Source organism: Microbacterium sp. TWP3-1-2b2, from assembly GCF_049896145.1.
Taxonomy (GTDB): Bacteria; Actinomycetota; Actinomycetes; order Actinomycetales; family Microbacteriaceae; genus Microbacterium.
In genome coordinates, this window is sequence record NZ_JAFCTS010000001.1 from 112220 (window position 1) to 135363 (window position 23144).

Sequence of the window (23144 nt, forward strand, 5' to 3'; positions counted from 1 at the left end):
TCAGGCGGCAGTGAGCGCGTCCGCGTCGAGGATCGTGTAGCTGTAGCCCTGCTCGGCGAGGAAGCGCTGACGGTTCTGCGCGTAGTCCTGATCGACGGTGTCACGGGCGATCAGCGTGTAGAAGCTGGCCGTGTGACCGGACTCCTTCGGGCGCAGGAGCCTGCCGAGGCGCTGGGCCTCTTCCTGGCGGGACCCGAACGAACCCGACACCTGGATCGCCACTGATGCCTCCGGCAGGTCGATCGAGAAGTTCGCGACCTTCGACACGACGAGCAGCTCGATCTCGCCCTCGCGGAACTGGCGGTACAGCTCTTCGCGCTCGTCCACGGGCGTCGCTCCCGTGATCTGCGGAGCGTTCAGCGCATCTGAGAGCGTCTCTAGCTGGTCGAGGTACTGGCCGATCACGAGGATGCGTTCGCCCGGATGCTTCGCGATGAGTTCGCGCACCGCGTCGATCTTCGCCGGAGCGGATGCCGCGAGCCGATACCTCTCGTCATCGGTCGCCGCTGCGTACTCGAGGCGGTCGTACGCGGGCAGGTCGACGCGCACCTCGTAGCAGGCGGCAGGGGAGATGAAGCCCTGGGCCTCGATCTGCTTCCACGGCGCGTCGAACCGCTTGGGGCCGATCAGGCTGAACACGTCGCCCTCCCTGCCGTCCTCGCGGACGAGGGTCGCAGTGAGGCCGATGCGCCGGCGTGCCTGGAGATCTGCGGTCAACTTGAACACGGGCGCGGGCAGCAGATGCACCTCGTCATAGATGATGAGGCCCCAGTCCAGTGCATCCAGCAGCGCCAGATGCGCGTATTCGCCCTTCCGCTTCGCCGTCAGGATCTGGTAGGTCGCGATCGTGACCGGCTTGACCTCCTTGACCTGGCCGGAGTACTCGCCGATCTCCTCCGCCGTCAGGCTGGTGCGCTTGAGCAGTTCATCGCGCCACTGCCTGGCGGACACGGTGTTGGTGACCAGGATGAGGGTCGTCGTCTTCGTCGCCGCCATGGCGCCGGCGCCGACGATCGTCTTGCCTGCCCCACACGGCAGCACCACCACGCCGGAGCCGTCCTTCGAGAACGCATTGACGGCGTCCTGCTGGTACGGCCGCACATGCCAGCCGTCCTCGGCGAGATCTATCTCATGCGGCGTTCCCGGCGTGTAACCGGCGAGATCCTCTGCCGGCCAGCCGATCTTCAGCAGCTCCTGCTTGATCTGGCCGCGTGCCCACGCATCGACCGCGTAGCGGTCGGGCGCTGGGTGCCCGATCAGGAGGGGCTGGATGCGCTTGTTGTTCGCGACCTGGGCGAGCACCGCCGGGTCGCTCGCACTCAGGATCAGCACGCCTTCCTCGTCGCGTTCGATCACCAGGCGGCCGTAGCGGTTCACCGTCTCACGCAGATCGACCGATACCGACGGCGGCACGGGGAAGCGCGACCAACGATCGAGGGTCTCCAGCATGTCCTCGGCGGTGTGCCCTGCCGCGCGGGCGTTCCACAGGCCCAACCGAGTGATGCGGTACGTGTGGATGTGCTCCGGCGCGCGCTCCAACTCGGCGAAGATCGCCAATTCGTGGCGGGCGCTCTCGGCATCCGCATGCGCGACTTCGAGCAGGACGGTGCGGTCGCTCTGGACGATCAGTGGGCCATCAGACATAGCTGACCAGTCTACCGCGCTCGGGTGTCACGGGCTCGACGTCGTGGGCGGCGCGAGGGACGGGTCGAACACGCGCGCGGAGCGGATGCTCTTGACCGGGAGAGTGCGCTCCACATCGGCCGCGCGATCGCGGCCACGCAGACGGCCGCCACCGAGTCCGCTGGCCTCCAGTAACAGCTCTCGCGTCGACCCGTCCGGCATGCCGACCACGACGAGCAGTACGGCCTTGGTGCGCACCGCGGCCTCGAGTTCCCGATCGAGCCACGCGGCATCAGCATCCGGCCCCTGATGTGCGCGCAGGCCTGCGATGAGGGCGTCGTACGACGGTGCGGTCGACTGGTCGGCCGCAGGAGCGGGATGACGATCCACGACCTGCGGTTTCCCGTCGGCGCCGACGATCGTCGCGGGGTAGCGTGCATCCGTCAGCGCCCAGTAGACCGTGTCGCGGCCGACCCGGGAGGTGAGCCCCGCAGCATCCCTCGACAACGCGAGTGGACGAAGCGACTGATCGACGCCCATCGCATCGAGCAGCGTGGCATCGTCGCTGGCGACACGCGTGCGCTCGGTCTCCTTGTCGGTGAACACGCGCACGAGTCCGTGTCGCTGGGCGGTCTGCGTGACGAGGTACTCCAGCGGCTGAGGGATACCTGTCAGCGAGAGCTGCTCGAGGAAGTCGAGGATCGAGGATGCCGTCTCGCCGGTCGCCAGGGCATGTGAGACGGACTCGGCGGTGAACCGGTAGGACGAGGCCTGAGCCGCGGACTCACGGGCGGCGATCCCTCGCAATCGCACGTCGAGGGCGGGCGCGAGGGGGCCGGGGGCGATCGCTGAGAGGTCGTTCTGCAGGAATATCCGGTCCACCTCGGCCGGGAGCAATCGCTGCAGAGCGGCGATCTCGGCTCGGTGTCCTTCTCGGATCGGCACCGCCCAGGCCGGTTCGCTGTCGCCGTCGGCGATCAGGCCGAGCAGGCGCGCGCGGTCGCGCAGCATGGCGCAGCGTTCTCGCCAGGATGGGTCCCACGGATGCTGGTGCTCCCACGCCGGCACCGGGAGCCAGCCGCCATCGGCGGTGCGCAGACCGCGGGGGAGTGCCGCACGGAAAGCCTCGCTGAGGCGCATCCATCGTTCGGGCGCAGTGAGCCGCAACCAGCTCTCCCCGATCGGGGTGAGGCGAAGCTGCCGATGAGCGGTGGTGACGAGCCCGGCATTCGCCGCGAGGGCGACGAGCGCGTCCACGATGTCGACGGGAAGGCCGGCATCCGTCAGCCTCCGCTTCTCGCCGGCGGCGAGGTTTCCGCTGGTCAGCAGTGCCAGTGGTGTCTCCCTCGCCATCATGAGCAGATCGGCGAGGGATGCGACGCTGGTGAACGCGCGCTCTGCGGCATGCGCCTCCGCGAGCTCCGATGCGGGCGCAGCTGACTCCGGCGCCAGTGCGGGGGGAACATCCTTGGCGCTCACGGCGTCGATGACCGGTGGGTACGGGGTGCCGTCGGGCCGGAGCAGCGCGAGTGCGATCAGCACCGCCGATCCGTCACTGCGATCTCCGTCGTCGGCGAGGCGGACATCTTCGCGATCGCTGTCTGCCCCTGCGACCGCGCGGTGCAGTGAGATGGCCTCCGGGAGGGTCAGGCGCGGCAGCATCCGCTCGATGGATGCCGTATCGAGGAGTTCCTCCGCCGCGTCGAAGAAGTCGGACCACGACGAATCAGGCCGCACCCCGCGCGCCTCGAAGAGGGCGGACAGCTGCGAATCGCTCGCAGCAGCCAACCACACAGCGAGCGGGCGGGCATGCGTGCTCATGTTCAGGAGCGCTTGGCGGCGCGTCCCTTCCTCACGAAGCTCATCACGAGCAGTGCGATGATCATCGCGAACGCGATCGGCAGGCCATACGGCGGGATCGCGATGACGATCGGCCAGAGACCTTCGGCGAAGGACTCCTGCGTCATGCCGGCCGCGCTGCCGATGATGATCGCGAAGAAGCAGATGACGGAGAGTGCGGCGAGCGTCAATGCCGTGAAGGCAAGGATGCGATCCAGGCGGCGGACGGGAACGTCCGGTCCGGAATTCTGCGTGCTCATTCGTCTCAGCCTAGTCCCTCGAACACCGGTAGGCTGGGGGTGGGCGCGCATGCGCGCGCCTTCTTTCCGCACCATCACACAGCGAGGTACTCCATGCCCACCGGCAAGGTCAGGTTCTACGACGACGAGAAGGGCTTCGGCTTCATCGCCAGCGATGACGGCCAGGACGTCTTCCTCCACGCCTCCGCTCTGCCCGCAGGCGCGACGGTCAAGCAAGGAGCCCGCGTCGAGTTCGGCGTCGCCGACGGCAAACGCGGTCTGCAGGCACTGTCGGTGCGGGTGCTCGAAGCCCCGGTCAGCCTCGCCAAGGCGAAGCGCAAGCCCGCGGACGACATGGCGATCATCATCGAGGACCTCGTCAAGCTTCTCGACGGCATCGGAGGCGATCTGCGTCGCGGTCGTTATCCGGCATCGAGCCACGGACGCAAGATCGCGGCGATGCTGCGCAAGGTTGCTGAGGACCTGGATGCCTGATGCCGACGCACGTCTGATCGGCGCGCACGATCTCGCGCTCGCAGCGCTGCACGAGATCACTCCTGCCTCGACGGTCGGACCAGCCGCAGGGTACATCGTCGAGGACGACGGGTCAGTGTCGTTGCGCTTCGAGAATCGCCTGCCCGGATACCCGGGCTGGTACTGGACGGTGACAGTCGCTCGCGTCGAGGACGCCGAACCGACCGTGCTCGAGGTGGAACTGATGCCGACCGACGGGGCGCTTCTCGCGCCGGAGTGGGTGCCGTGGGCAGAGCGCCTGGCCGAGTATCGCGCGCACCAGGTCGAACTCGCCGAGCAGGCCGCGGCCGATGCGGCCGAGTCCGGGGATCCCGCAGTCGCCGGTACGGGTGCTGACGACGACGACGCTGACGACGACGACGACGCTGACGACGACGACTTCGACGAGGACGTCGATGACGACCTCGACGACGACGATGAGGACGAGGACGGCGATCCGTCAGAGCCGCGCACGCTGCACGCGGGCGACCTCGACGGCGTCGACATCGACGAGCTCGATGAGTCGGCCGATGACGACGATGAGTCTGACGACGACGACGCGGAGTCCGACGAGGAGGAGTGATCCTCCCGCGGTCGGCTGAACCTAGGCCTGGCCGTTCTCCAGGACGAAGTCGATCGAGCGGATGAGCTGGCGCACGTCATCTGGCTCGATCGACACGAACGTCGCCACGCGCAGCTGATTGCGACCCAGCTTTCGGTACGGCTCGGTGTCGACGATGCCGTTGGCGCGCAGCGTCTTGGCGATGCCGGCCGCGTCGATGCTCTCGTCGAAGTCGATCGTGACGACGACGGGGGAGCGGTGCGCCGGGTCGGCGACGAACGGGGTCGCGACGGCGGAGGCTTCTGCCCAGTCGTACAGTGCCTGCGAAGACTCCGCGGTGCGAGCACCCGCCCAGGCGAGCCCGCCGCTCTCATTGATCCACTTCAGCTGGCTTTCGAGCAGATGCAGGGTAGCGATCGCCGGAGTGTTCAGCGTCTGGTTCAGGCGCGAGTTGTCGACCGCGTTCTTCAGGCTGAGGAACTCGGGGATGTAACGATCGGATGCCGCGATCCGCTCGATCCGTTCGATGGCGGCCGGCGACACCGCCGCGAACCAGAGCCCGCCGTCAGAGCCGAGGTTCTTCTGCGGGGCGAAGTAGTACACGTCGGCCTGGCTCACGTCGATGTCGATGCCACCGGCGGCGCTGGTCGCATCGATCACCGTGAGCGCGCCGTCGGCGTCGACCCGCTCGATGGGAGCCGCGACGCCTGTCGAGGTCTCGTTGTGCGGCCACGCGTACACGTCGACGCCGTCGACGATCTCGGCGGCGACAAGCGATCCGGGCTCCGCCTTGCGGACGTCCGGCGCATCGAGCCATGGTGCACCGGCGGCCTTGGCGAACTTGCCGCCGAACTCGCCGAAGGTGAGGTTCTGGCTGCGACGTTCGATGAGGCCGAAGGCTGCGGCATCCCAGAACGCGGTCGACCCGCCGTTTCCGAGCACGATCTCGTACCCGTCGGGAACGCGGAACAGGCTCGCGAATTGTTCGCGAACGCTGCCGACGAGATTCTTGACCGGCGCCTGACGATGCGAGGTACCGAGGATGCTCGCCCCAGAGGTGACCAGCGCCTCAAGCTGCGCTGCGCGCACCTTGGAGGGGCCGCAGCCGAAGCGGCCGTCGACGGGCAGGAGGTCACGGGGAATCTCGATCGCCATGCGTCGATTCTAGGGCCGCGAGTGTGCAGTCGATTCCCCGTGTGACCCGCTCCGCTGCCCACGCGAGAATGTAGGCTTACCTAAGAAGACCCGGAGGGCCTAATGACGGACTTGATCGACACCACGGAGATGTATCTCCGAACCATCCTCGAACTTGAAGAGGAGAACATCGTTCCGCTGCGCGCGCGCATCTCCGAGCGGCTCGGTCACTCCGGACCCACGGTCTCGCAGACGGTCGGCCGGATGGAGCGCGACGGTCTCGTCGTGGTCTCCGAGGACCGGACGCTCGAGCTCACTGACGCCGGCCGCCGCAAGGCCGTCGATGTGATGCGCAAGCACCGTCTGGCAGAGCGGCTGCTCTCGGATGTGATCGGGCTCGACTGGGCTTTCGTGCATGAAGAGGCATGCCGCTGGGAACACGTCATGAGCGAGCAGGTGGAGCGCCGGCTCGTCGAGCTGCTCGGCCACCCAACTGAGTCGCCGTACGGCAACCCGATCCCGGGTCTTGACCAGCTGGGCGATATTCCCGCGCGCACGTTCGACGAGGGCGTGATCGGCCTCGTGAAGAAGCTCAACGCCGCGAACGAGCCGATCGAGGGAACCGTTCGCCGCCTCGCCGAGCCAGCGCAGGTCGACCCTGAGCTGCTCGAGCAGCTCCGCGATGCCGGTGTGGTGCCTGGCGCGCGGGGGAACTATCGCTACAACGAGGGCTACGTGCTGATCCAGATGGACGGCGTGGATGAGGGGCTTGAACTGCCGGTGGAACTCGCTTCGCACATCTTCCTGGTGGGCGAGCCCGCGTGAAGTGCGTGAGCTGATTCGTGCTCTTTCGGGGGATTGCCAGTGTCTCAGGGTGACAGGATCGTTATCTTCCGGTAACCTCGGACAGGTCGTCAGTGAAGAAGCCCGCTGATGGCATTCCCGCGAAGATCGCCTCACCGGCTCGTCCTCTCCGCGGACAATCCGCACAGAATGTCACCGCGCAGGTGGCACGAGTAGCAGAGTGAAGACGAGCCAGCGCACCCGAGCGCCGAGGCACTGGAGGATTCCCTTTTGGCCGCAGACATCGAACCGACCGCGAACACATCTGAAAAGTCTCTGAAGCGAAGTCGTGCTGCTGCACCCCGTGACGTCGCGCGCAAGATGATCAAGCCGATGCGGTCGATCGCCATCTTCGGCGCAGTGGGCGCGCTCGTCGCCGCCGTCGCGTTGCCTGCCTACGCCGCATCCTCGACGCCGGTCGACGCGACAGCCACCCTTCAGCAGATCGCCGCAGAAGACTCGCAGTCTCTCGTCGTGGCATCCGCGGCCACCGCCTCTCCTCTTGATCGTTCGACGTACAGCGCGACGACGCAGGAGGAGATCGACAAGAAGAAGGCCGCCGCGGCCGCGGCAGCGGCAGCCGCCGCCGCATCGAGGGCTGCGGCAGCATCGGCCGCCTCCTCTTCCGGCGGAAGCATCAACGTAGGAAGCTACGCCCTCGTCTCTCCCGGTTCAGGTGAAGTTCGCTACCCGCTTCCTCGCGGTTCGTACACCGAGGGACGCACGACGAGCGGCGGACACGACGGCGCCGACATGCTCGCCCCGGCGGGTACGCCCATCTATGCGGCAGCGGCCGGTGTCGTTCGCGTGTCGTCCGAGAGCTACTACGGATACGGTGTCGCTGTCGTGATCGACCACGTCATCGGCGGCCAGGCCGTCTCGACGACGTACGCGCACATGACCAACGGAACCCGCCAGGTCCAGGCAGGACAGACGGTGGCGGCGGGTCAGCTCATCGGCGCGGTCGGCAGCACAGGCCGATCCACGGCGAACCACCTGCACTTCGAGGTTCATGTCAACGGCAGCATCCTCGAGCCGTATTCCTGGCTCGCTGCGAACGCCGGCTGAGTCCGTCGGCCGGATTCTCGGCGCGACACGGGGCTGAGTGTTCACTCGGCGTTTCGTCATCCGTCGGTGCGATGGGCTAATCTGATCCCGTCGTCGCACGGACGGGAGAAGCCGATGGAACGAATACCGAGCATCCGCACCATGGATGCGCTGGGTCGTTACGTCCTTCGGCATCGCCCGCAGGGATGCACCGATGTTGTCGTGTGCGAAAGGCGCTGTCTCTGAGACGGCGCCTTTTTTCGTCCCTGCGTACGTTCTGCCGTCCGAGTGACGTCGTGTGATTCGAGAGTGCCGGGAAGCCGTCCCGGCGGATCGAGAGGATGACGATGCGCACACTTGTTCTGAACGCCGGGTATGAGCCGCTTGCGGTGGTGTCCTTCAAACGAGCCCTGGTGCTCGTGATGAATCAGAAGGCCACCGTGATCGAACGCGTGGAAGACGATCCCGTCTGGGGTGCGCGCGGGCCGTACGATCGTCCGGCCGTCATCATCCTCCGCAGATACGTGCGCCTGCCGATGAGCAGACGCGTACCTGTCACTCGGCGTGGAGTGCTGCGCCGGGACAATCACCGCTGCGGCTACTGCGGCAAGACCGCATCCACGATCGATCATGTGCTTCCGCGTTCGCGCGGGGGAGCCGACTCCTGGGAGAACCTCGTCGCCTGCTGCCTGCGCTGCAACAACGTCAAGAGCGACCGCACGCCGCAGGAGATGCGATGGGAGCTGCGCTTCGCGCCGCGTCCACCGCACGGAACGGCGTGGACCGTGCGAGGCACAGAGCGCAGCGACCCGTGCTGGGAACCGTATCTCGCGCTGGCCGCGTGACAGCGCGCGCCGGTTCGGGCGGATAGACTTGTCTGGCCAGCCTCTGTAGCTCAATGGAAGAGCAGTTGCGTCCTAAGCAAACGGTTGGGGGTTCGAGTCCCTCCAGGGGCACCGATTCCGTCCAGCGTCGATGGAGCGTCGCCGACGTCAATCGGTCTCGTCCTCCATCTCGGTCTGGGGGCGACCGATGATACCGATGCCGACGGCTTCGTGGCTGGGCTCCTCCGGCTGCGACGCGTCCTGCGCCTTGGGCTCTTCGCCGGGCTCCTTCTCGGTGCTCGGCTCCCGCAGATCCTCTGTCGACGGCTCCTCCGCATCATGCTGCTCGAGATCCGACGGCGTCTCGGACTCGTCCGTGGGTGCCGCTTCGACCTTCTCGGGGCGCAGGCCCTGATCTTCGATGCCGCTCATCAGCTGTCCATCCTCTCGATCGATCTGAATCAACCAGGCTAGATCCCCATCGCGCACGACACGACCCGGTTGACCGGAGAGGTGCCGCGCGTTATACGCAATACGATGAGCAGGTGCAGATCATCGACACCCTCGCCGCCGTCGGCGAGGCGATGTCATGGATCGGGCTCGGGGTCGGCATCCCGCTGCTGGTCGTAGCCGGCATGGTCGCGCTCGCCGAAGGGCACTGGGAGCGTGTCGACATCGCGGTCATCGAACGTGACGGCGTCGCGATCGCCCGCTGGTTCGCTCGAGGAGACTTCCACGAGCGGCCCTTGCGGGAATCCGAGCTGGTCGCAGAGGACTGGCACCGCGGTTACGTCAGCACCAGGAGCCCCGAGAACGCGCGGATCCATCCTCCGATGGGCAGGCGCCTGCTCCTCACACTCGGCATCATCTTCACGATCGCCGGCCTCGTCGGCTTCCTCGTGTCGTTCCTGCCCGCCTTCGTCTGAATCGAGTGGCCCGCGGAAGGGCGACGAATCACTCCTCGCCGCGCCCCAACTTCGACGGCCACCAGATCTTGCGACCGATGTCATAGCTCAGCGCAGGAACCAGCAGGGAGCGCACGACGAACGTGTCGAGCAGCACACCGAAGGCGACGATGAACGCCAGCTGCACGAGGAACAGGATCGGGATCACGGACAGTGCGGCGAACGTCGCCGCGAGCACAAGGCCTGCAGAGGTGATCACGCCGCCGGTGATGGCGAGCCCGCGGAGCACACCCTGCCTCGTGCCGTGCGCGATCGACTCCTCGCGCACGCGTGTCATCAGGAAGATGTTGTAGTCGATGCCGAGCGCGACCAGGAACACGAAGCCGTACAGCGGCACTGCCGGATCCGCGCCAGGGAAGTCGAAGATCCCGTTGAACACGAGCGCCGAGACGCCCATAGCGGTGCCGAAGGAGAGCACAGTGGTGAGGATCAGCAGCACTGGCGCGAGGATCGAGCGCAGCAGCAGCATCAGGATCAGCATGATCACGACGAGGATCACAGGGATGATCAGATTGCGGTCATGGATGGAAGCGTCGTTCGTGTCGATCGACGTCGCCGTCACGCCTCCGACGAGCGCGTCGTAGTCGGCGAGTTCGGTGCGGATGTCGCGAACCGTGGATGCTGCGGCGTCGGAGTCCGCGGCATCGGTCAGCGTCGCCTGCAGCATGACTTCGCCGTCGACGACCGTGGGTGCGGGAGCAGGCGTGCCTGGAGGGCCGACGGCCGAGATGCCGTCGGAGGTGACGTTCGCGGTGCCGCTGGGGGAGTCGGACGCGTTGACGGCGACCGCATCCACGCCGTCATTCGAGAGCAGCACGTCGGCGACATCCTGCAGCGACGCCTCGTCGACGACGACGTAAGCGGGACTTCCGGAGCCACCGGGGAAGTGCTCGCCGAGCGCCACCTGTCCGTCGCGCGCTTCGGATTCGCCGATCACGAGGTCGGACTGAGGAACACCGACGGCGTTGAGCTGCGTGACGCCTGCGGCGCCTGCCAGCAGCACCAGTGTCGTCGCGATCCAGATCACGCGTGGGCGGCGCTTGATGAGGCCGGCGAGCTTCGCCCAGAGTCCCTTGCTGGGCATGCCGTTCTCTTCGGCAACGACATCCGGCTCGAACGCGGGGCGACGTGGCCAGAACACTGCGCGGCCGAACAGGAGAAGCATCGACGGAAGCAGCGTGAGCGCGGAGAGCATCGCGAAGAGGATGCCGATCGCGGCGACGGGGCCGAGCGTGCTGTTGGACTTCAGATCGCTCAACAGCAGGCAGAGCAGCCCGGCGATCACCGTTCCGCCGGAGGCGAGGATCGGCTCGAAGGAGCCCTTCCATGCGGACAGCACAGCCGCACCCTTGTCGTGTGTGACGCGCAGCTCCTCTCGGAAGCGCGCGACGAACAAAAGGGCGTAGTCGGTGGCGGCGCCGATCACCAGGATGAACAGGATGCCCTGCGTCTGCCCGCTGAGCAGCAGCACTTCGGCCTTCGCCAGCCACCAGACCACCAGCAGCGCGACGCACAGGGCGAACAGGCTAGTAGAGAGCACCACGATCGGCAGCAGCAGTGAGCGGTACACCAGGATCAGGATCACGAACACCGCCAGCAGGGCGACGCCGAGCAGCAGCCCGTCGATGCCGGAGAATCCGGCCACCAGATCCGCGCTGAAGCCGGCAGGGCCCGTGATGTAGACAGTGACGCCGTCCGGCGCCTCATCCTGCAGCTGCGCGCTGAGCGACTGCGCGGTCTCCGCAAGCTCGGCGTCGCTCTCTATCGGGATGAACGCCTGAGCCGCCATGTCGTCATCCGATGCGATCGCGGGGGAGACCTCGTCGCTGATGCCCTCCAGCGACGGCGCATCTGCCACGGCATCCGCGATCGTCTCGAGGTCCTCATCGGTGAGCTCTTCGTCTCCCACGAAGACAGCGATCGCCGGGATCGAATCGCCGTCGTTGAACTCGCTCAGCAGCGCCTGCACCTTCGTGGCATCCGCCGACGAGGGAAGGTAACTGGTCTGATCGTTCGAGGAGACTTCATCGACCTTGCCGAACAGCGGTCCGCCGAGTCCTGCACCGATGACCCAGGCGAGAATCAGCACCACGGGGATGAGCACCCGAGCCCAAGAGTGGCGGCGCACGCGAACGCGCCGTGTCGAATCGCTGTCGTCAACCATGTCGTCCCCAATTTAGCTAGCCTGGCGAGAAGAAACCTTAGCATGAAAAGAGTGAAGGAGATAGCATCAACATCATGCCTGCATCCGACGAAGCCGAATCAAGATCCTTCGCGGTCGGGCAGGGGATCTACGACGTCGATGTCAGCGATCCTGCCGGTGAACTCGTCGACCGCGCGGGGATGTCCGAGGAGGACATCCGCGACATCAGCGGTCTCATGCAGGCGCTCGGCGGGCTCCGCGACGCCGAGCAGAAGCTGTCCGAGGCATCGCTTCGCTACATGAAGCTCAATCAGACGGACATGCGGGCGCTGCACTTCCTCATCGCGTGCGAGAACAGCGGGATCACCGCCACCCCGGGTGGGATCTCCGCCCACCTGGGCATCTCCACCGCGTCCACGACCAAGCTGCTCGACCGGCTCGAACGCGGTGGTCACATCACCCGCTCACCGCATCCGTCCGACCGACGAGCGCTGGCGATAGCGATCACTCCGGAGACGCGCAGATCAGCGATCGAGACGGTCGGCAGACAGCACGCCCGCCGATTCATCGCAGCGGCCAGGTTGTCAGCGCAGGAGCGCGATGTCGTCCGGCGGTTCCTCGTGGACATGACGACGGAGATCGCCCTCGGCGAGGAGCCGTGGGCGACCTCCGAAGAAGCGTGAGTGGAAGATCAGTGGGCGGCGCGGTACGCGTCCACGATGGTTCCCGGAATGCGACCACGCTCGGAGACCGTGTAGCCGTTGGCGTTCGCCCACTCGCGGATCGCAGCCGTCTCAGGGGAGCCGGCGGATCGTTTGCGTGGCGAGCCTCCGCGCGATGAGGTGGACGACGATGCTCGTCGAGCGGCCGAGATGTACGGCTCCAGTGCCTCGCGGAACGCCTCCGCATTCTCGATCGTCAGATCGATTTCATATGCCGTGCTGTTGAGAGAGAAATGGACGGTTTCGCCCTCTCCGATTCCCAGAACAGTTCCATCGAGGTCGTCTACGAGCTGATGCACAATACGTCGGGCCATTTCGTCAGCTTACGCGCGAAAGAATGCACCGACAACAATTGCCCTTCTATTCGTGACCAGGATCGATGAGTTTGAGACCGACAATGCAGCCGACAAGACCGAGCAACAGCAGAATCCGCACCCAGGAGATATCGGTGTCTCCGGTGATCATCGCGTAGACGACGGTCAGAGATGCGCCGATTCCCACCCAAACCGCATATGCCGTGCCTGTGGAGATATCCTTCATCGCCCAGGCGAGGCCGAACATCGACAGCGCGAGTCCGACGAAGAACACGACGCTCGGCCAGAGCTTGGAAAGACCGTCGGATTTTCCGAGAGCGGTCGCCCAGACCGCTTCGAGAACTCCGGAGACGATGAGAATGATCCACGACATGGTCTGCTCCTTCGGAGCCAGTCTTTTCGCGTTCCGGGTACTGGTTCACCTCGTCCGGTGTCGCAGAGGGCGACCAGATTCAGAATACCGGGCGATCCTGGGCAGTGTCAGGGCAACAGCCCGGCCCGCCGCGCCCGTGCGACAGCAGCATGCCTGGTGGACGCATCCAACTTCGACATCGCCGTGCCGAGGTAGGCCTTGACCGTCCCCTCGCGCAACCCGAGTTGGGATGCGATCTCGGCATTCGTCGCGCCGAGCGCCGCACAGGCCAGCACATCGGTCTCGCGCGGCGAGAGATGGACCGTCGATACGGGGCCGGTCGCGACAGGCGGTTCCTCGCCGGCGACCGTGAGCAGCCGCTTCTCGAGCCTGGTGAGTCGCTCGCGCATCTCCGGATCCGTGACGTCCGCGGAGATGCTGCGCAGATCCGCGAAGCTCTCTCGTAGTTCCTCGAGCCGAGAGGGGGAGAAGCTCGGGGGACGCGGAGAGAAGGAACGCATGCGCCGCTCCACCTCATCACGGACTCGCAGTTCTGATGCCACGGATTCAGCGACGTTCATCGCAGGGGCGGTGCTCACCCCGCCGACGGGCGTCTCCTGCCAGGCGCCGGCGTAGAGCACTCCGCGCGAGCGCCCCCCGACGACGATCGGGATGGCCAGAAGGGTGCGCAGTCCCTCCCCGAGAATGAATCCGTCGTAGTCGTGGGTGATCTGCCGAGAGGCTCCGTAGTCGCTGGTCATACGGGGGCGCAGCTCTGTCATCGCGCGGCCGCCGAGGCCGCGCTCCGGTCGCACGCTGAGGCCCTCGAGGCTTCGCGTGCGGTTGCCAACGATGCTGGTCACCGAGACGACGCCATCTTCGATCAGTCCGCCGAATGCGACGGGGAAGCGGGTGCGACGAGACAGCTCCCGCACCGCATGAGCGACGACATCTGCTTCTGGGTCCATTGTGATCGTGGTGCTCACCAAGTACCTACTTTCGGGGGTGACGACGCCGTGCCCCGTTTCGTAGCGTCGACCCTACCACTCGCGCGGCACCACCGCGCGGGCTCCCGACATGTGGCAAGGAGGCCCCATGACCGACCGAATCGACTCTGCACCGCCCGGTGGAATCGACTACATCGCCGTCGAGGAATCACCACGATTCCGGCAATTGAAGAAGACCCAGCGCTCATTCATCTTCCCCATGGCCGCATTCTTCCTCATCTGGTATTTCGTCTATGTGCTCCTCGCAGCATTCGCGACGGATTTCATGGGACAGCGTGTGTGGGGCGACGTCACTGTCGGATTGCTGCTCGGCTTGGGACAGTTCGTCACCACTTTCGCGATCACCATGGCCTATGTCTCTTTCGCGAACAGGAAGCTTGATCCGAAAGCACAGGAAATCCGCGAAGAACTCGAGAAAGCTGAGGCGGGCGCGTGAATGTCATCCCCATGGCTGCCACCTCTACGGCAGACAACAATCCCATCCTCAACATCGCCATCTTCGCCGCATTCGTCGCGGTGACGCTCTTCATCGTCATCCGTGCCAGCCGCAACAACAAGACCGCGGCCGACTACTACGCGGCCGGACGTTCCTTCACCGGCCCGCAGAACGGGTTCGCCATCGCGGGCGACTATCTCTCCGCGGCGTCTTTCCTCGGCATCTGCGGCGCGATCGCAGTGAACGGCTACGACGGATTCCTGTATTCGATCGGATTCCTGGTCGCCTGGCTGGTCGCATTGCTGCTGGTCGCGGAACTCATGCGCAACACCGGCAAGTTCACGATGGCGGACGTCCTGTCATTCCGTCTGAAGCAGCGCCCGGTGCGTATGGCTGCAGCCATCACGACCCTCGCCGTCTGCTTCTTCTACCTGCTCGCCCAGATGGCGGGAGCCGGCGGACTGGTCTCGCTGCTGCTCGGCATCGACGGACGGATCGGGCAGTCGATAGTGATCGGCGTGGTCGGCGTGCTGATGATCGTCTACGTGCTCATCGGCGGCATGAAGGGCACCACATGGGTGCAGATCGTCAAGGCCATCCTGCTCATCGCGGGCGCCATCGTGATGACGATCTGGGTGCTCGCGCTCAACGGGTTCAGCCTGAACACGCTGCTGGAAGCGGCCGTCGAGAACTCGCCCTCTGGCGAGGCCATCCTCGCTCCAGGACTGCAGTACGGTGCGAACCCCTGGGACTTCCTCTCGCTCGGAATGGCTCTCGTTCTCGGCACTGCGGGGTTGCCGCACGTGTTGATGCGGTTCTACACCGTGCCGACGGCGAAGGAGGCACGTCGCTCGGTGGTATGGGCGATCTGGCTCATCGGCGGGTTCTACCTGCTGACTCTCGTGCTCGGCTACGGAGCCGGTGCTCTCGTCGGTGCCGACGTCATCATGGCCGCTCCTGGCGGTGTGAACTCGGCGGCGCCATTGCTCGCGCAGCACCTCGGCGGGCCGATTCTGCTCGGCTTCATCTCGGCCGTCGCGTTCGCGACGATCCTGGCGGTGGTCGCCGGACTCACGATCACGGCGGCCGCGTCGTTCGCACACGACATCTACGCGAACATCATCCAGAAGAACCGCAAGAACAATGACGGGACGGCGGCTGACCCCGACCCGAACGGCGAGGTCAGGGTGGCCCGGCGCACTGTGGTCGTCATCGGCATCCTCGCGATCCTCGGTGGCATCGGAGCGCAGGGGCAGAACATCGCCTTCCTCGTCGCGCTGGCGTTCGCCGTGGCAGCATCCGCGAACCTGCCGACGATCCTGTACTCGCTGTTCTGGCGGCGCTTCAACACGCGCGGTGCCGTGTGGAGCATGTACGGGGGGCTGGGATCGGCGATCGTGCTGATCATCTTCTCCCCGGTGTTCTCGGGCTCGGAGACGGCGATGATCCCAGCGATCGACATCGTGCTGTGGCCGTTGAACAACCCCGGAATCGTCTCGATCCCGCTCGGCTTCATTCTGGGTTGGCTCGGCACGATCACCAGCCGCACCGCTGAGTCCCCGCAGCTGGCGGCCGAGATGGACGTGCGCTCTCTCACCGGCTTCGGTGCGGAGAAGGCGACCGAGCACTAGCAGGCGCCCGGTCACATCCAGCAGGAACCCCCGAGGGCCCACACCTCGGGGGTTCCTGTCGTCTATCGCTCCAGATCGAGCAGATAGCGTTTGTGCTCCGGGTGTGCACCGTACTGCCCCGGTGTGCCGTCCGAGCGCACGACGCGGTGCACCGGCACGATGATCGAGAACGGCGTCAGCCGACACGCCGTGCCCACCGCCCGAGCAGCACCGGGGCTGCCTGCCACCACTGCCACCTCTCCGTAGCTCATCGTCTGGCCCCACTCGATCGAGCTGATCGTCTGCAGCGCAGTGCGGTGGAACCCTTCGATCAGTCGCCAGTCCAGTCGCACGTGCTCATCGAACCGAACGGGGACGCCGGCGAAGTAGTCGTCGAGCAGATGGGCGAGTTCGTCCGCCGCGCCAGGGTCGGGAACCGGAACCGCATGGAGGCGGGAGGAGATGTCTTCCAGGAGCCACGGGACGGTCGGATCGACCGATTCGGAAAGGTCGAAGCGCACGATCCCCTCATCGGAGAAGACCACGAGCGCGTCGCCGAACGGCGTGGGAGCGAAGTCGTAGCGGAACGTCATGACCCCATCCTGACGTGCCCGCCCGACGGGCGCGTACTCGAACCTGCGGGTGGGGGATAAGCCCCGATACGAGTGTGAATGTGCAGGAAAAGTGGGCCAATACGGTGAAACCCGCCCGGGATACAGGGAGTGCGCGGCCTCGGAGCCTAGTCTGTCCTGTGTGTGGCGACGTGAAGAGAAAGCTGCGGATGCCGCGGCAGCGGACGCCGCGATGACTCTCGGCGACCAACAGGACGACCAGATCACCATCGCGGTCGCGCACGTCGCCGACGCCGAACGCACCAGGCTTCGTGCCGAGGCCGCAGACCTCGGCGGACCATCACCGCTGGTCAACTACCGCGATACGGTCGAGGGCGGCATCGACATCTCCCGTGCGCATCCGGGGAGCCTGCCGCAGTTCATCACCGGCAGATCCACGCTGCTCTCCAACCTGTTCCGGGATGAGGTGGGGCTGCGTACCGCTCGTCTCGCCGCGGAGCGCATCACCGCCAAGCACACCGAACTGCGCACAGTGCGAGGCATCGAAGCGGTGCACCTCGCCGTCGGTCTCGCCGGCTGGCGCATCGGCGGCGCGGACTTCGCGGCTCCTGTCCTGCTGCGTCCGCTCGCCATCCGTCGACACCACACCGACTTCGAATTGAAGCTGCAGGGCGCCTTCATCGTGAACCCTGAGCTCGTGCGGGTCACCCGCGAGCATTTCGGCATCACGATCGATGCGGATGCCCTCGCATCCCTCGCCTATGACAGCGGCATCTTCAAGCCGCAGCCGGTCATCGACAGCCTGCGCGCGGCAACGCAGTCCATCGACACGTTCACGGTGCTGCCACGACTGGTCGTGTCGACGTTCGCAGATGTCGGCGCCGCGATGACCCGCGACAGCAGGACTCTCGACCACACCCTGCTCAACGCGCTGGCCGGCCACGTCGCCGACCGCGAGCAGGTCACCGCAGCCCGCCCAGAGCCTCACATCACGAGTGCCGACGATCGCGCACCTGCCTCGGACACCCTTCTGCTCGACGCCGATGCGGAACAGGAATCCGTGCTCGCGCGCATCTCCGCCGGACACTCGCTTGTGGTGGCGACGCTTCCGGGAACCGGTGGAACGCAGACGGTGATCAATGCCCTCGGTGAACTCGTGCGCGCGGGCAAGCGCGTGCTCGTCGTCTCGGCTCGACGCTCGACGCTCGACGGCGTGCGCCACAGGCTGTCAGGCATCGCGTTGGACAGCCTGGCCGTCTCGCCGGCCGGCATCCGCCGTGACCTCGTGCGCGCTATCGGACGCAACGAGAAGGCCACCGCACCCAAGGTCAGTGACGTCGACGACGCTCTGGTGCGCCTGCGCACCGTGCTGCGCGACTATCGGAAGGCCCTGACCACTCCGGTGGCGGGCCTCGACGTGTCCGTGCTCGATGCCACGCGCCATCTCGCCAGGCTCGCGTCGCTTCCCGCTCCGCCGTCGACCACGGCGAGGCTGAGCACCGAGACGCTGCGCCGCCTCGCCCGCGATCGCACTGCCGCTGCCGCCGCTTTGGTGCAGGCGGCCCGCCTCGGCGAGTTCCGCTTCGGTCCGAACGACTCGCCATGGTACGGGGTCTCCTTCACCAGTACGGAGGCCGCGCGATCCGCGCACGAGCTGGCAGGCAGGCTGCACGGATCGAGTGTTCCCGCCCTGCTGGAGCGCGGCTACGAGCTCATCTCCCAGACCCGCATGCGTCCGTTCGCGACGATCGATGAGCTCGGAGAATACCTGCGGCTGATCGAGGGCATCCGCGACTCGCTCGACCGCTTCAGCCCGACCGTGTTCGAGCGCCCGTTGGGCGAACTGATCCAGGCGCACGGCTCACGACGCGACGCGCCAGGGATGTCGGGCGCCAACCGCCGTCGACTGCGACGCCTGGCCAAGGAGTACGTGCGCCCTGGTGTGCACATCACGGAGATGCACGAGGCGCTGCTGCGCATCCAGCAGCAGCGCACGCAGTGGCAGCGTTTCGTCGACGCCGGTGTGGCCCCTGAGATCCCGCTCGGGCTCTCCGATGTGTACGGATCCTGGCAGCGGGTGAGTGCCGAACTGGCCGAGCTGGATGTCGCTCTCGGGCGGCGTGAGCCGCTGGCGTCGCTGCCTGTCGAGCGACTGGTCCGCACGCTCGCAGGTCTTGCCGCACGCTCGGATGTGTTCGACAACCTGATCGAGCGGGCGACGATCCGTGACACTCTCGCGACCCTTGGTCTCGAACCGCTTCTCGCGGAGCTCTCGGTGCGACACGTGGCCGAGGATCAGGTCGCGGACGAGCTGGAGTTCGCGTGGTGGCAATCGCTGCTCGAACGCGCACTGCAGGACGATCGTGCCCTGCTCGGCGCGAACACCGCGGTCGTCGACCGCCTCGAGCGTGACTTCCGCCTCGTGGATGAGGCGCACGCCTCCATGGCCGGACCTCTTCTGGCGTGGCAGCTGGCGAATCAATGGCGCATCGCGATCGTCGATGAACCCATCGAGTCGCAGCACCTGCGGCGTGCGCTCACGCAGGGCGTCCCGTCGACGGCGGAGATAATCAGCGCCGCTCCGACGCTCATGAACGTGCTCGCGCCGGCATGGATATCTTCGCCGTATCAGGTGCCGGAGATCCCCGACTCCGTCGAGTTCGACACGGTGCTGCTGGTGGATGCCGCGGCCATCAACCTCGCTGAGGCCGCGCCGGCGATCCGCCGAGCCCGCCAGGTGGTCGCCTTCGGAGACCCGGTGACACAGCGCCCGACTCCGTTCGAGGTCGCCGTGGATGCAGACCGCGAGTGGGAGGCGGAGGTGCCTTTCGACGAGGTCTCGGTGTTCGAGCGCCTCGCCGAGCTGCTGCCGGTCATGACGCTCACGCGCAGCTACCGTGCCGGGGGAGAAGACCTGGCGGAGCTCATCAACGACGCGTTCTACGGCGGCGAGATCATTTCGCTGCCATGGGCCGGTTCCTACCTCGGCCGCGGCAGCCTCACCGTCGACTACGTCGAAGGCGGCGTCGGTGCCCCTGATCCGATCTCGGGCGCGGTCGAAAGCCCTGACGCCGAGGTCGCGCGGGTCGTGACGCTCGTGGTCGAGCATGCGATTCACCGGCCGTCCGAGTCGCTCATGGTCATCACCGCGAGTGCTCGTCATTCCGAGCGCGTGCGTGCGGCCGTGACCAGCGCCTTCGCCGGGCGATCAGATGTCGCCGACTTCGTCGGACGCGACACGGCTGAGCCGTTCGCCGTGCTCACTCTCGAGGAGTCGGTGGCCGAGAGTCGCGACCGCGTCATCTTCTCGCTCGGGTACGGCCTGACCAAGCACGGTCGAGTCCTCAGCGACTTCGGTGACCTTTCCACCCCTGACGGCGAGCGACTGCTGACCGTCGGAATGACGAGGGCGCGCCGATCGATGGTGCTGGTCTCATCCATCCGCCCGTCATCATTCGACGACGGACGGCTGGAGCACGGCGCCTCCACCCTCATGTCGATCCTCGGCGGGCTCGCCGCCCGCGGCCGCGATTCGCGCCTCGAGGATCTCGCCGACCCCCTCACCCTCGCTCTCGCGCGCGAGCTTCGCAGGCTCGGCGCATCGGTCGATGTCGACTATCGCGGTCTGCTGCCGCTGGTCGCGCAGCACGGCGGCAAAGCCGTCATCATCGAGTCGGATCCCGAGTCGCGTGGCGAGTCGCTGCGTGAGACGCTGCGCCTGCGCCCGCACGTGCTGCGCCGCCTGGGATGGCACTACGTGCGTGTGCACGCGTTCGATCTCTACAGCGATCCTGTGACGACGGCATCGCGCATCGCCGCGGTGCTCGGCATCGCTCCGGATGCCGTGAGGTCCGATACCGACACGCAGCCGATCGACTTTCCCGGCGATGCCTGAGGAGAAGTCGTCTGATCCAGAGCGTCAGCGCGTCGTCCGTGTGCCTGGCAGCCGGCGCGCGCAGCTCACGCCGGCCCCACATACGGACCCGTCGCCGGACGTTGTGACGAATCCCGCACGCACGAAGAGGCCGGGTGGTGGCCCGAACGACGAGCGGATGCTGGACGACGTCCCCCCGCACTACTGAAAGGCCCCCACCTCCGCATGGAGATGAGGGCCTTCATGTGGAGATCGCGTCAGTTCAGCGCATCCTTGCGGAGCAGATCGCGGATCTCGATGAGCAGCTCCTGCTCAGTCGGCAGGGTCTCCTCCTCGACCGCGGGGTTTCGTGCCGCCTGGCGCTCCTTGTACTTGTTCATCGGCACGACGAACACGAAGTACACGACCAGCGCAACGGCGAGGAAGCTGATGATCGCGGAGATCAGCTCGCCGAGTGGGAAGGTCACCGGGTCGCCGTAGATGCTCGTCAGCTGGGGGCCGAAGTTGCCGGCGGCATCCGCTTTGAAGAACAACGAGACGAGCGGATTGATGATGCTGGAGACCACCGCGTTGACGATGGCCGTGAATGCGCCGCCGATGACGACGGCGACAGCAAGATCGATGACATTGCCCTTGGTGATGAATTCCTTGAATCCCTGGAACACGGGAACCCCCATCTGTTGATGCAGACCTCAGGTCGAGGCGGGAGTCGACGCGGGCGCCGGGGTGGAACTCGTCGAAGACTCCGATTTCGATGATGACGAAGAATCTGTCTTCCCGCCACCGCCACTCCGGGAGTCGGTGCGATAGAAGCCCGATCCGTTGAATGTCACGCCGATCGAGCCGTACTGCTTCCGCAGAGCGCCGCCGCACTCGGGGCAGATGGCGAGGGCATCTTCGGAGAAGCTCTGGACAGCGTCGAACTGGTGACCGCACGAAGTGCAGGCATAGGCATAGGTGGGCATATCGTCTCGGATGGATCAGTGCCGCGCAGGCGACAGGGTGAGGGTGCGAGTGGGTGTCACGACGCCGGTGACCGGCTGGTCGTGCATCTCTCGCGGAAGGGAATCGAGTATCTCGGAATCATAGGTCACGGCATACACCGGCGGGCATCTCTCCATGGACCCGATGGTCTTGTCGAAATAACCGCGACCCCACCCGAGCCGCATCCCGGTGCGGTCGACCGCCGCTGCGGGGATGATCATGAGGTCGACGTCGTTCACCGCGATCGGGCCGAGCACCTCGCCGGTCGGCTCGGGGAGCCCGAACAGTCCCTCGGTGACGTCGTCCGAATCGTCAGCGACGGCCCAATCCAGCAATCCGTCCGCGCGGGTGATGGGCAACAGTACGCGAATGCCCCGCTGCACGGCTGCAGTGACGAAGGCCCTGGTGCCCGGCTCGGTCGTGGCGGAGAGGAAGCAGGAGATCGATTCGGCGGAGTGTGCAGCGACGAGAGCGTCGAGCTGCTCGCGGATGCCGGATGCTGCGGCCTCGCGCTGAGCGTCGGAGAGCAACTGTCGGCGCTCTCGCAGCTCCGCACGCAAGGCGCGTTTCTCCTGCTCGATGTCGGTGGACATGCTTCGAGTCTACGTGTCGCCAGGACGAGTGCCCCCGCTAAGCTGGGCTGATGGGACACCAGAAAATGAAGGCAGTGATTCCGGCAGCTGGCCTTGGTACGCGGTTCTTGCCTGCAACGAAGGCGATGCCGAAGGAGATGCTCCCGGTAGTGGACAAGCCGGCGATCCAGTACGTCGTCGAAGAGGCCGCTGCGGCCGGCATCGATGACATCCTCGTGATCATCGGCCGTAACAAGAACATGATCTCGAATCACTTCGACTCGGTACCTGAGCTCGAGGTGAAGCTCACCGAGAAGGGTGACATGGGGCGCCTCGAGCGCGTCATGAAGTCCAGCGATCTCGCCGACATCCACTACCTTCGCCAGGGCGAGCCCAAGGGGCTCGGGCACGCGGTGCTGCGCGCCAAGACGCACGTCGGCGACAGCTCGTTCGCGGTGATGCTCGGTGACGACCTCATCGACGAACGCGATGAGCTGCTGACCACGATGATCGACGTGCACGAGCGCACCGGCGCGACCGTCGTGGCGCTGATGGAGGTCGACCCGTCAAACATCCACCTCTACGGCGCCGCAGCCGTCGAGGCGACCGACGATGCGGATATCGTGCGGGTCACGGGTCTCGTCGAGAAGCCCGCCCCTGAGGATGCCCCCTCCAACCTCGCCATCATCGGTCGCTACATCTTGCCGGCTGAGGTCTTCCCCATCCTCGAGCGCACCGAGCCGGGCAAGGGCGGGGAGATCCAGCTCACCGACGCGCTGCAGGAACTCGCCGCAGACACCGAGGGCCCTGGTGTGATCGGCGTGATCTTCCGTGGACGTCGCTACGACACCGGCGATCGGGTCGACTACATCAAGGCGATCGTGCAGCTCGCGACAGACCGCGACGACCTCGGCGCCGAACTGCGACCGTGGCTGAAGGAATTCAGCGAGCGCCTCTAGGCGTTACGGG

The 23144-nt window shown here is 66.2% G+C and carries 24 protein-coding genes, 1 tRNA gene and 1 riboswitch; of the genes, 12 read left to right on the forward strand and 13 right to left on the reverse strand.

The window, feature by feature from the left end; all coding sequences use genetic code 11:
* The 3 genes from ACP7AR_RS00575 to ACP7AR_RS00585 are packed head-to-tail and all read right to left on the reverse strand — an operon-like array spanning position 1 to position 3722.
* Positions 1 to 1644, reverse strand: coding sequence for a DNA repair helicase XPB (locus ACP7AR_RS00575; protein ID WP_426181383.1), 1644 nt, complete (start codon positions 1642 to 1644; stop codon positions 1 to 3).
* A gap of 27 nt (positions 1645 to 1671) precedes the next feature.
* Entirely contained in the window at positions 1672 to 3444 is a 1773-nt protein-coding gene (locus tag ACP7AR_RS00580) for a helicase-associated domain-containing protein (RefSeq protein ID WP_426181386.1), read from the reverse strand.
* A 2-nt stretch (positions 3445 to 3446) separates the two neighbouring features.
* Positions 3447 to 3722, reverse strand: coding sequence for a multidrug ABC transporter ATPase (locus tag ACP7AR_RS00585; RefSeq protein ID WP_426181388.1), 276 nt, complete (start codon positions 3720 to 3722; stop codon positions 3447 to 3449).
* Positions 3723 to 3815: 93 nt separating this feature from the next.
* Here ACP7AR_RS00585 and ACP7AR_RS00590 point away from each other — a divergent pair, with 93 nt between their 5' ends.
* Positions 3816 to 4196, forward strand: coding sequence for a cold-shock protein (locus ACP7AR_RS00590; protein ID WP_426181391.1), 381 nt, complete (start codon positions 3816 to 3818; stop codon positions 4194 to 4196).
* The gene (locus ACP7AR_RS00595; RefSeq protein ID WP_426181393.1) at positions 4189 to 4797 is read left to right on the forward strand and encodes a DUF3027 domain-containing protein; all 609 of its coding nucleotides are present in this window, start codon (positions 4189 to 4191) and stop codon (positions 4795 to 4797) included. The genes ACP7AR_RS00590 and ACP7AR_RS00595 overlap by 8 nt, the downstream gene beginning before the upstream one ends.
* 21 nt (positions 4798 to 4818) lie before the next feature.
* Here the strand turns inward: ACP7AR_RS00595 and serC are convergent, their stop codons facing one another.
* Complete coding sequence (gene serC, locus ACP7AR_RS00600) at positions 4819 to 5931, reverse strand: phosphoserine transaminase (protein WP_426181396.1); 1113 nt, start codon at positions 5929 to 5931, stop codon at positions 4819 to 4821.
* 102 nt (positions 5932 to 6033) lie between these two features.
* Here serC and ACP7AR_RS00605 point away from each other — a divergent pair, with 102 nt between their 5' ends.
* The 4 genes from ACP7AR_RS00605 (at position 6034) to ACP7AR_RS00620 (ending at position 8756) form a co-directional block, all read left to right on the forward strand.
* Positions 6034 to 6735: a metal-dependent transcriptional regulator gene (locus ACP7AR_RS00605; RefSeq protein ID WP_426181399.1), complete on the forward strand. Its 702-nt coding sequence runs from the start codon at positions 6034 to 6036 to the stop codon at positions 6733 to 6735.
* A 351-nt stretch (positions 6736 to 7086) separates the two neighbouring features.
* Positions 7087 to 7821, forward strand: a complete 735-nt coding sequence (locus ACP7AR_RS00610; RefSeq protein WP_426181401.1) for a M23 family metallopeptidase — start codon at positions 7087 to 7089, stop codon at positions 7819 to 7821.
* A 326-nt stretch (positions 7822 to 8147) separates the two neighbouring features.
* Positions 8148 to 8645 carry an HNH endonuclease gene (locus tag ACP7AR_RS00615; RefSeq protein ID WP_426181404.1) on the forward strand — a complete coding sequence of 166 codons (498 nt, stop codon included), beginning with the start codon at positions 8148 to 8150 and terminating at the stop codon, positions 8643 to 8645.
* Between the two features lie 39 nt (positions 8646 to 8684).
* Positions 8685 to 8756 (forward strand) — tRNA-Arg (locus tag ACP7AR_RS00620).
* Between the two features lie 36 nt (positions 8757 to 8792).
* Here ACP7AR_RS00620 and ACP7AR_RS00625 read toward each other — a convergent pair.
* Entirely contained in the window at positions 8793 to 9056 is a 264-nt protein-coding gene (locus ACP7AR_RS00625) for a hypothetical protein (RefSeq protein ID WP_426181407.1), read from the reverse strand.
* A 113-nt stretch (positions 9057 to 9169) separates the two neighbouring features.
* Here ACP7AR_RS00625 and ACP7AR_RS00630 point away from each other — a divergent pair, with 113 nt between their 5' ends.
* Positions 9170 to 9550 (forward strand): hypothetical protein, encoded by a 381-nt coding sequence (locus tag ACP7AR_RS00630; protein ID WP_426181410.1) that lies wholly within the window; start codon positions 9170 to 9172, stop codon positions 9548 to 9550.
* A gap of 28 nt (positions 9551 to 9578) precedes the next feature.
* On the opposite strand, the gene ACP7AR_RS00635 is transcribed toward ACP7AR_RS00630, so the two are convergent.
* A complete protein-coding gene (locus tag ACP7AR_RS00635; RefSeq protein WP_426181413.1) occupies positions 9579 to 11753 on the reverse strand; it encodes an MMPL family transporter in 2175 nt (724 codons plus the stop codon).
* A 74-nt stretch (positions 11754 to 11827) separates the two neighbouring features.
* On the opposite strand from ACP7AR_RS00635, the gene ACP7AR_RS00640 reads away from it, so the two are divergent.
* Entirely contained in the window at positions 11828 to 12415 is a 588-nt protein-coding gene (locus ACP7AR_RS00640) for a MarR family winged helix-turn-helix transcriptional regulator (protein WP_426181415.1), read from the forward strand.
* Positions 12416 to 12423: 8 nt separating this feature from the next.
* On the opposite strand, the gene ACP7AR_RS00645 is transcribed toward ACP7AR_RS00640, so the two are convergent.
* The 3 genes from ACP7AR_RS00645 to ACP7AR_RS00655 all read right to left on the reverse strand — a co-directional run bounded on the left by ACP7AR_RS00645 (position 12424) and on the right by ACP7AR_RS00655 (position 14106).
* Positions 12424 to 12768 (reverse strand): histone-like nucleoid-structuring protein Lsr2, encoded by a 345-nt coding sequence (locus tag ACP7AR_RS00645; RefSeq protein ID WP_426181418.1) that lies wholly within the window; start codon positions 12766 to 12768, stop codon positions 12424 to 12426.
* A gap of 46 nt (positions 12769 to 12814) precedes the next feature.
* A complete protein-coding gene (locus ACP7AR_RS00650; protein ID WP_426181421.1) occupies positions 12815 to 13141 on the reverse strand; it encodes a DMT family transporter in 327 nt (108 codons plus the stop codon).
* An 11-nt stretch (positions 13142 to 13152) separates the two neighbouring features.
* Positions 13153 to 13220, reverse strand: a riboswitch (guanidine-III (ykkC-III) riboswitch).
* Between the two features lie 28 nt (positions 13221 to 13248).
* The gene (locus ACP7AR_RS00655) at positions 13249 to 14106 is read right to left on the reverse strand and encodes a LuxR C-terminal-related transcriptional regulator (RefSeq protein ID WP_426181424.1); all 858 of its coding nucleotides are present in this window, start codon (positions 14104 to 14106) and stop codon (positions 13249 to 13251) included.
* 109 nt (positions 14107 to 14215) lie between these two features.
* Here ACP7AR_RS00655 and ACP7AR_RS00660 point away from each other — a divergent pair, with 109 nt between their 5' ends.
* Both ACP7AR_RS00660 and ACP7AR_RS00665 read left to right on the forward strand, forming a co-directional pair.
* A complete protein-coding gene (locus ACP7AR_RS00660; RefSeq protein ID WP_426181426.1) occupies positions 14216 to 14563 on the forward strand; it encodes a DUF485 domain-containing protein in 348 nt (115 codons plus the stop codon).
* Positions 14564 to 14574: 11 nt separating this feature from the next.
* Positions 14575 to 16194, forward strand: a complete 1620-nt coding sequence (locus ACP7AR_RS00665) for a solute symporter family protein (protein ID WP_426181429.1) — start codon at positions 14575 to 14577, stop codon at positions 16192 to 16194.
* Positions 16195 to 16256: 62 nt separating this feature from the next.
* On the opposite strand, the gene ACP7AR_RS00670 is transcribed toward ACP7AR_RS00665, so the two are convergent.
* Positions 16257 to 16766: a methylated-DNA--[protein]-cysteine S-methyltransferase gene (locus ACP7AR_RS00670; RefSeq protein WP_426181431.1), complete on the reverse strand. Its 510-nt coding sequence runs from the start codon at positions 16764 to 16766 to the stop codon at positions 16257 to 16259.
* Between the two features lie 211 nt (positions 16767 to 16977).
* Here ACP7AR_RS00670 and ACP7AR_RS00675 point away from each other — a divergent pair, with 211 nt between their 5' ends.
* Positions 16978 to 20640 carry an AAA family ATPase gene (locus ACP7AR_RS00675; protein WP_426187555.1) on the forward strand — a complete coding sequence of 1221 codons (3663 nt, stop codon included), beginning with the start codon at positions 16978 to 16980 and terminating at the stop codon, positions 20638 to 20640.
* Between the two features lie 236 nt (positions 20641 to 20876).
* Here the strand turns inward: ACP7AR_RS00675 and mscL are convergent, their stop codons facing one another.
* Genes mscL through ACP7AR_RS00690 form a run of 3 tightly spaced genes read right to left on the reverse strand, consistent with a single transcriptional unit; the run spans position 20877 to position 22196 of the window.
* A complete protein-coding gene (gene mscL / locus ACP7AR_RS00680; protein ID WP_426187557.1) occupies positions 20877 to 21284 on the reverse strand; it encodes a large conductance mechanosensitive channel protein MscL in 408 nt (135 codons plus the stop codon).
* Between the two features lie 27 nt (positions 21285 to 21311).
* Positions 21312 to 21584: an FmdB family zinc ribbon protein gene (locus tag ACP7AR_RS00685; RefSeq protein ID WP_426181433.1), complete on the reverse strand. Its 273-nt coding sequence runs from the start codon at positions 21582 to 21584 to the stop codon at positions 21312 to 21314.
* A 15-nt stretch (positions 21585 to 21599) separates the two neighbouring features.
* Positions 21600 to 22196 (reverse strand): 5-formyltetrahydrofolate cyclo-ligase, encoded by a 597-nt coding sequence (locus ACP7AR_RS00690; protein WP_426181436.1) that lies wholly within the window; start codon positions 22194 to 22196, stop codon positions 21600 to 21602.
* A 50-nt stretch (positions 22197 to 22246) separates the two neighbouring features.
* Here ACP7AR_RS00690 and galU point away from each other — a divergent pair, with 50 nt between their 5' ends.
* Positions 22247 to 23134 carry a UTP--glucose-1-phosphate uridylyltransferase GalU gene (galU, locus tag ACP7AR_RS00695; protein WP_426181438.1) on the forward strand — a complete coding sequence of 296 codons (888 nt, stop codon included), beginning with the start codon at positions 22247 to 22249 and terminating at the stop codon, positions 23132 to 23134.
* Positions 23135 to 23144 lie beyond the last annotated feature (10 nt).

What these genes read in the sequence shown, in the direction of transcription:
- ACP7AR_RS00575 (WP_426181383.1), bottom strand. Translation starts at nt 1,644, where the DNA reads ATGTCTGATGGCCCACTGATCGTCCAGAGCGACCGCACCGTCCTGCTC.
- ACP7AR_RS00580 (WP_426181386.1), bottom strand. Translation starts at nt 3,444, where the DNA reads ATGAGCACGCATGCCCGCCCGCTCGCTGTGTGGTTGGCTGCTGCGAGC.
- ACP7AR_RS00585 (WP_426181388.1), bottom strand. Translation starts at nt 3,722, where the DNA reads ATGAGCACGCAGAATTCCGGACCGGACGTTCCCGTCCGCCGCCTGGAT.
- ACP7AR_RS00590 (WP_426181391.1), top strand. Translation starts at nt 3,816, where the DNA reads ATGCCCACCGGCAAGGTCAGGTTCTACGACGACGAGAAGGGCTTCGGC.
- ACP7AR_RS00595 (WP_426181393.1), top strand. Translation starts at nt 4,189, where the DNA reads ATGCCTGATGCCGACGCACGTCTGATCGGCGCGCACGATCTCGCGCTC.
- serC (WP_426181396.1), bottom strand. Translation starts at nt 5,931, where the DNA reads ATGGCGATCGAGATTCCCCGTGACCTCCTGCCCGTCGACGGCCGCTTC.
- ACP7AR_RS00605 (WP_426181399.1), top strand. Translation starts at nt 6,034, where the DNA reads ATGACGGACTTGATCGACACCACGGAGATGTATCTCCGAACCATCCTC.
- ACP7AR_RS00610 (WP_426181401.1), top strand. Translation starts at nt 7,087, where the DNA reads ATGCGGTCGATCGCCATCTTCGGCGCAGTGGGCGCGCTCGTCGCCGCC.
- ACP7AR_RS00615 (WP_426181404.1), top strand. Translation starts at nt 8,148, where the DNA reads ATGCGCACACTTGTTCTGAACGCCGGGTATGAGCCGCTTGCGGTGGTG.
- ACP7AR_RS00625 (WP_426181407.1), bottom strand. Translation starts at nt 9,056, where the DNA reads ATGAGCGGCATCGAAGATCAGGGCCTGCGCCCCGAGAAGGTCGAAGCG.
- ACP7AR_RS00635 (WP_426181413.1), bottom strand. Translation starts at nt 11,753, where the DNA reads ATGGTTGACGACAGCGATTCGACACGGCGCGTTCGCGTGCGCCGCCAC.
- ACP7AR_RS00640 (WP_426181415.1), top strand. Translation starts at nt 11,828, where the DNA reads ATGCCTGCATCCGACGAAGCCGAATCAAGATCCTTCGCGGTCGGGCAG.
- ACP7AR_RS00645 (WP_426181418.1), bottom strand. Translation starts at nt 12,768, where the DNA reads ATGGCCCGACGTATTGTGCATCAGCTCGTAGACGACCTCGATGGAACT.
- ACP7AR_RS00650 (WP_426181421.1), bottom strand. Translation starts at nt 13,141, where the DNA reads ATGTCGTGGATCATTCTCATCGTCTCCGGAGTTCTCGAAGCGGTCTGG.
- ACP7AR_RS00660 (WP_426181426.1), top strand. Translation starts at nt 14,216, where the DNA reads ATGACCGACCGAATCGACTCTGCACCGCCCGGTGGAATCGACTACATC.
- ACP7AR_RS00665 (WP_426181429.1), top strand. Translation starts at nt 14,575, where the DNA reads ATGGCTGCCACCTCTACGGCAGACAACAATCCCATCCTCAACATCGCC.
- ACP7AR_RS00670 (WP_426181431.1), bottom strand. Translation starts at nt 16,766, where the DNA reads ATGACGTTCCGCTACGACTTCGCTCCCACGCCGTTCGGCGACGCGCTC.
- ACP7AR_RS00675 (WP_426187555.1), top strand. Translation starts at nt 16,978, where the DNA reads ATGACTCTCGGCGACCAACAGGACGACCAGATCACCATCGCGGTCGCG.
- ACP7AR_RS00685 (WP_426181433.1), bottom strand. Translation starts at nt 21,584, where the DNA reads ATGCCCACCTATGCCTATGCCTGCACTTCGTGCGGTCACCAGTTCGAC.
- ACP7AR_RS00690 (WP_426181436.1), bottom strand. Translation starts at nt 22,196, where the DNA reads ATGTCCACCGACATCGAGCAGGAGAAACGCGCCTTGCGTGCGGAGCTG.
- galU (WP_426181438.1), top strand. Translation starts at nt 22,247, where the DNA reads ATGGGACACCAGAAAATGAAGGCAGTGATTCCGGCAGCTGGCCTTGGT.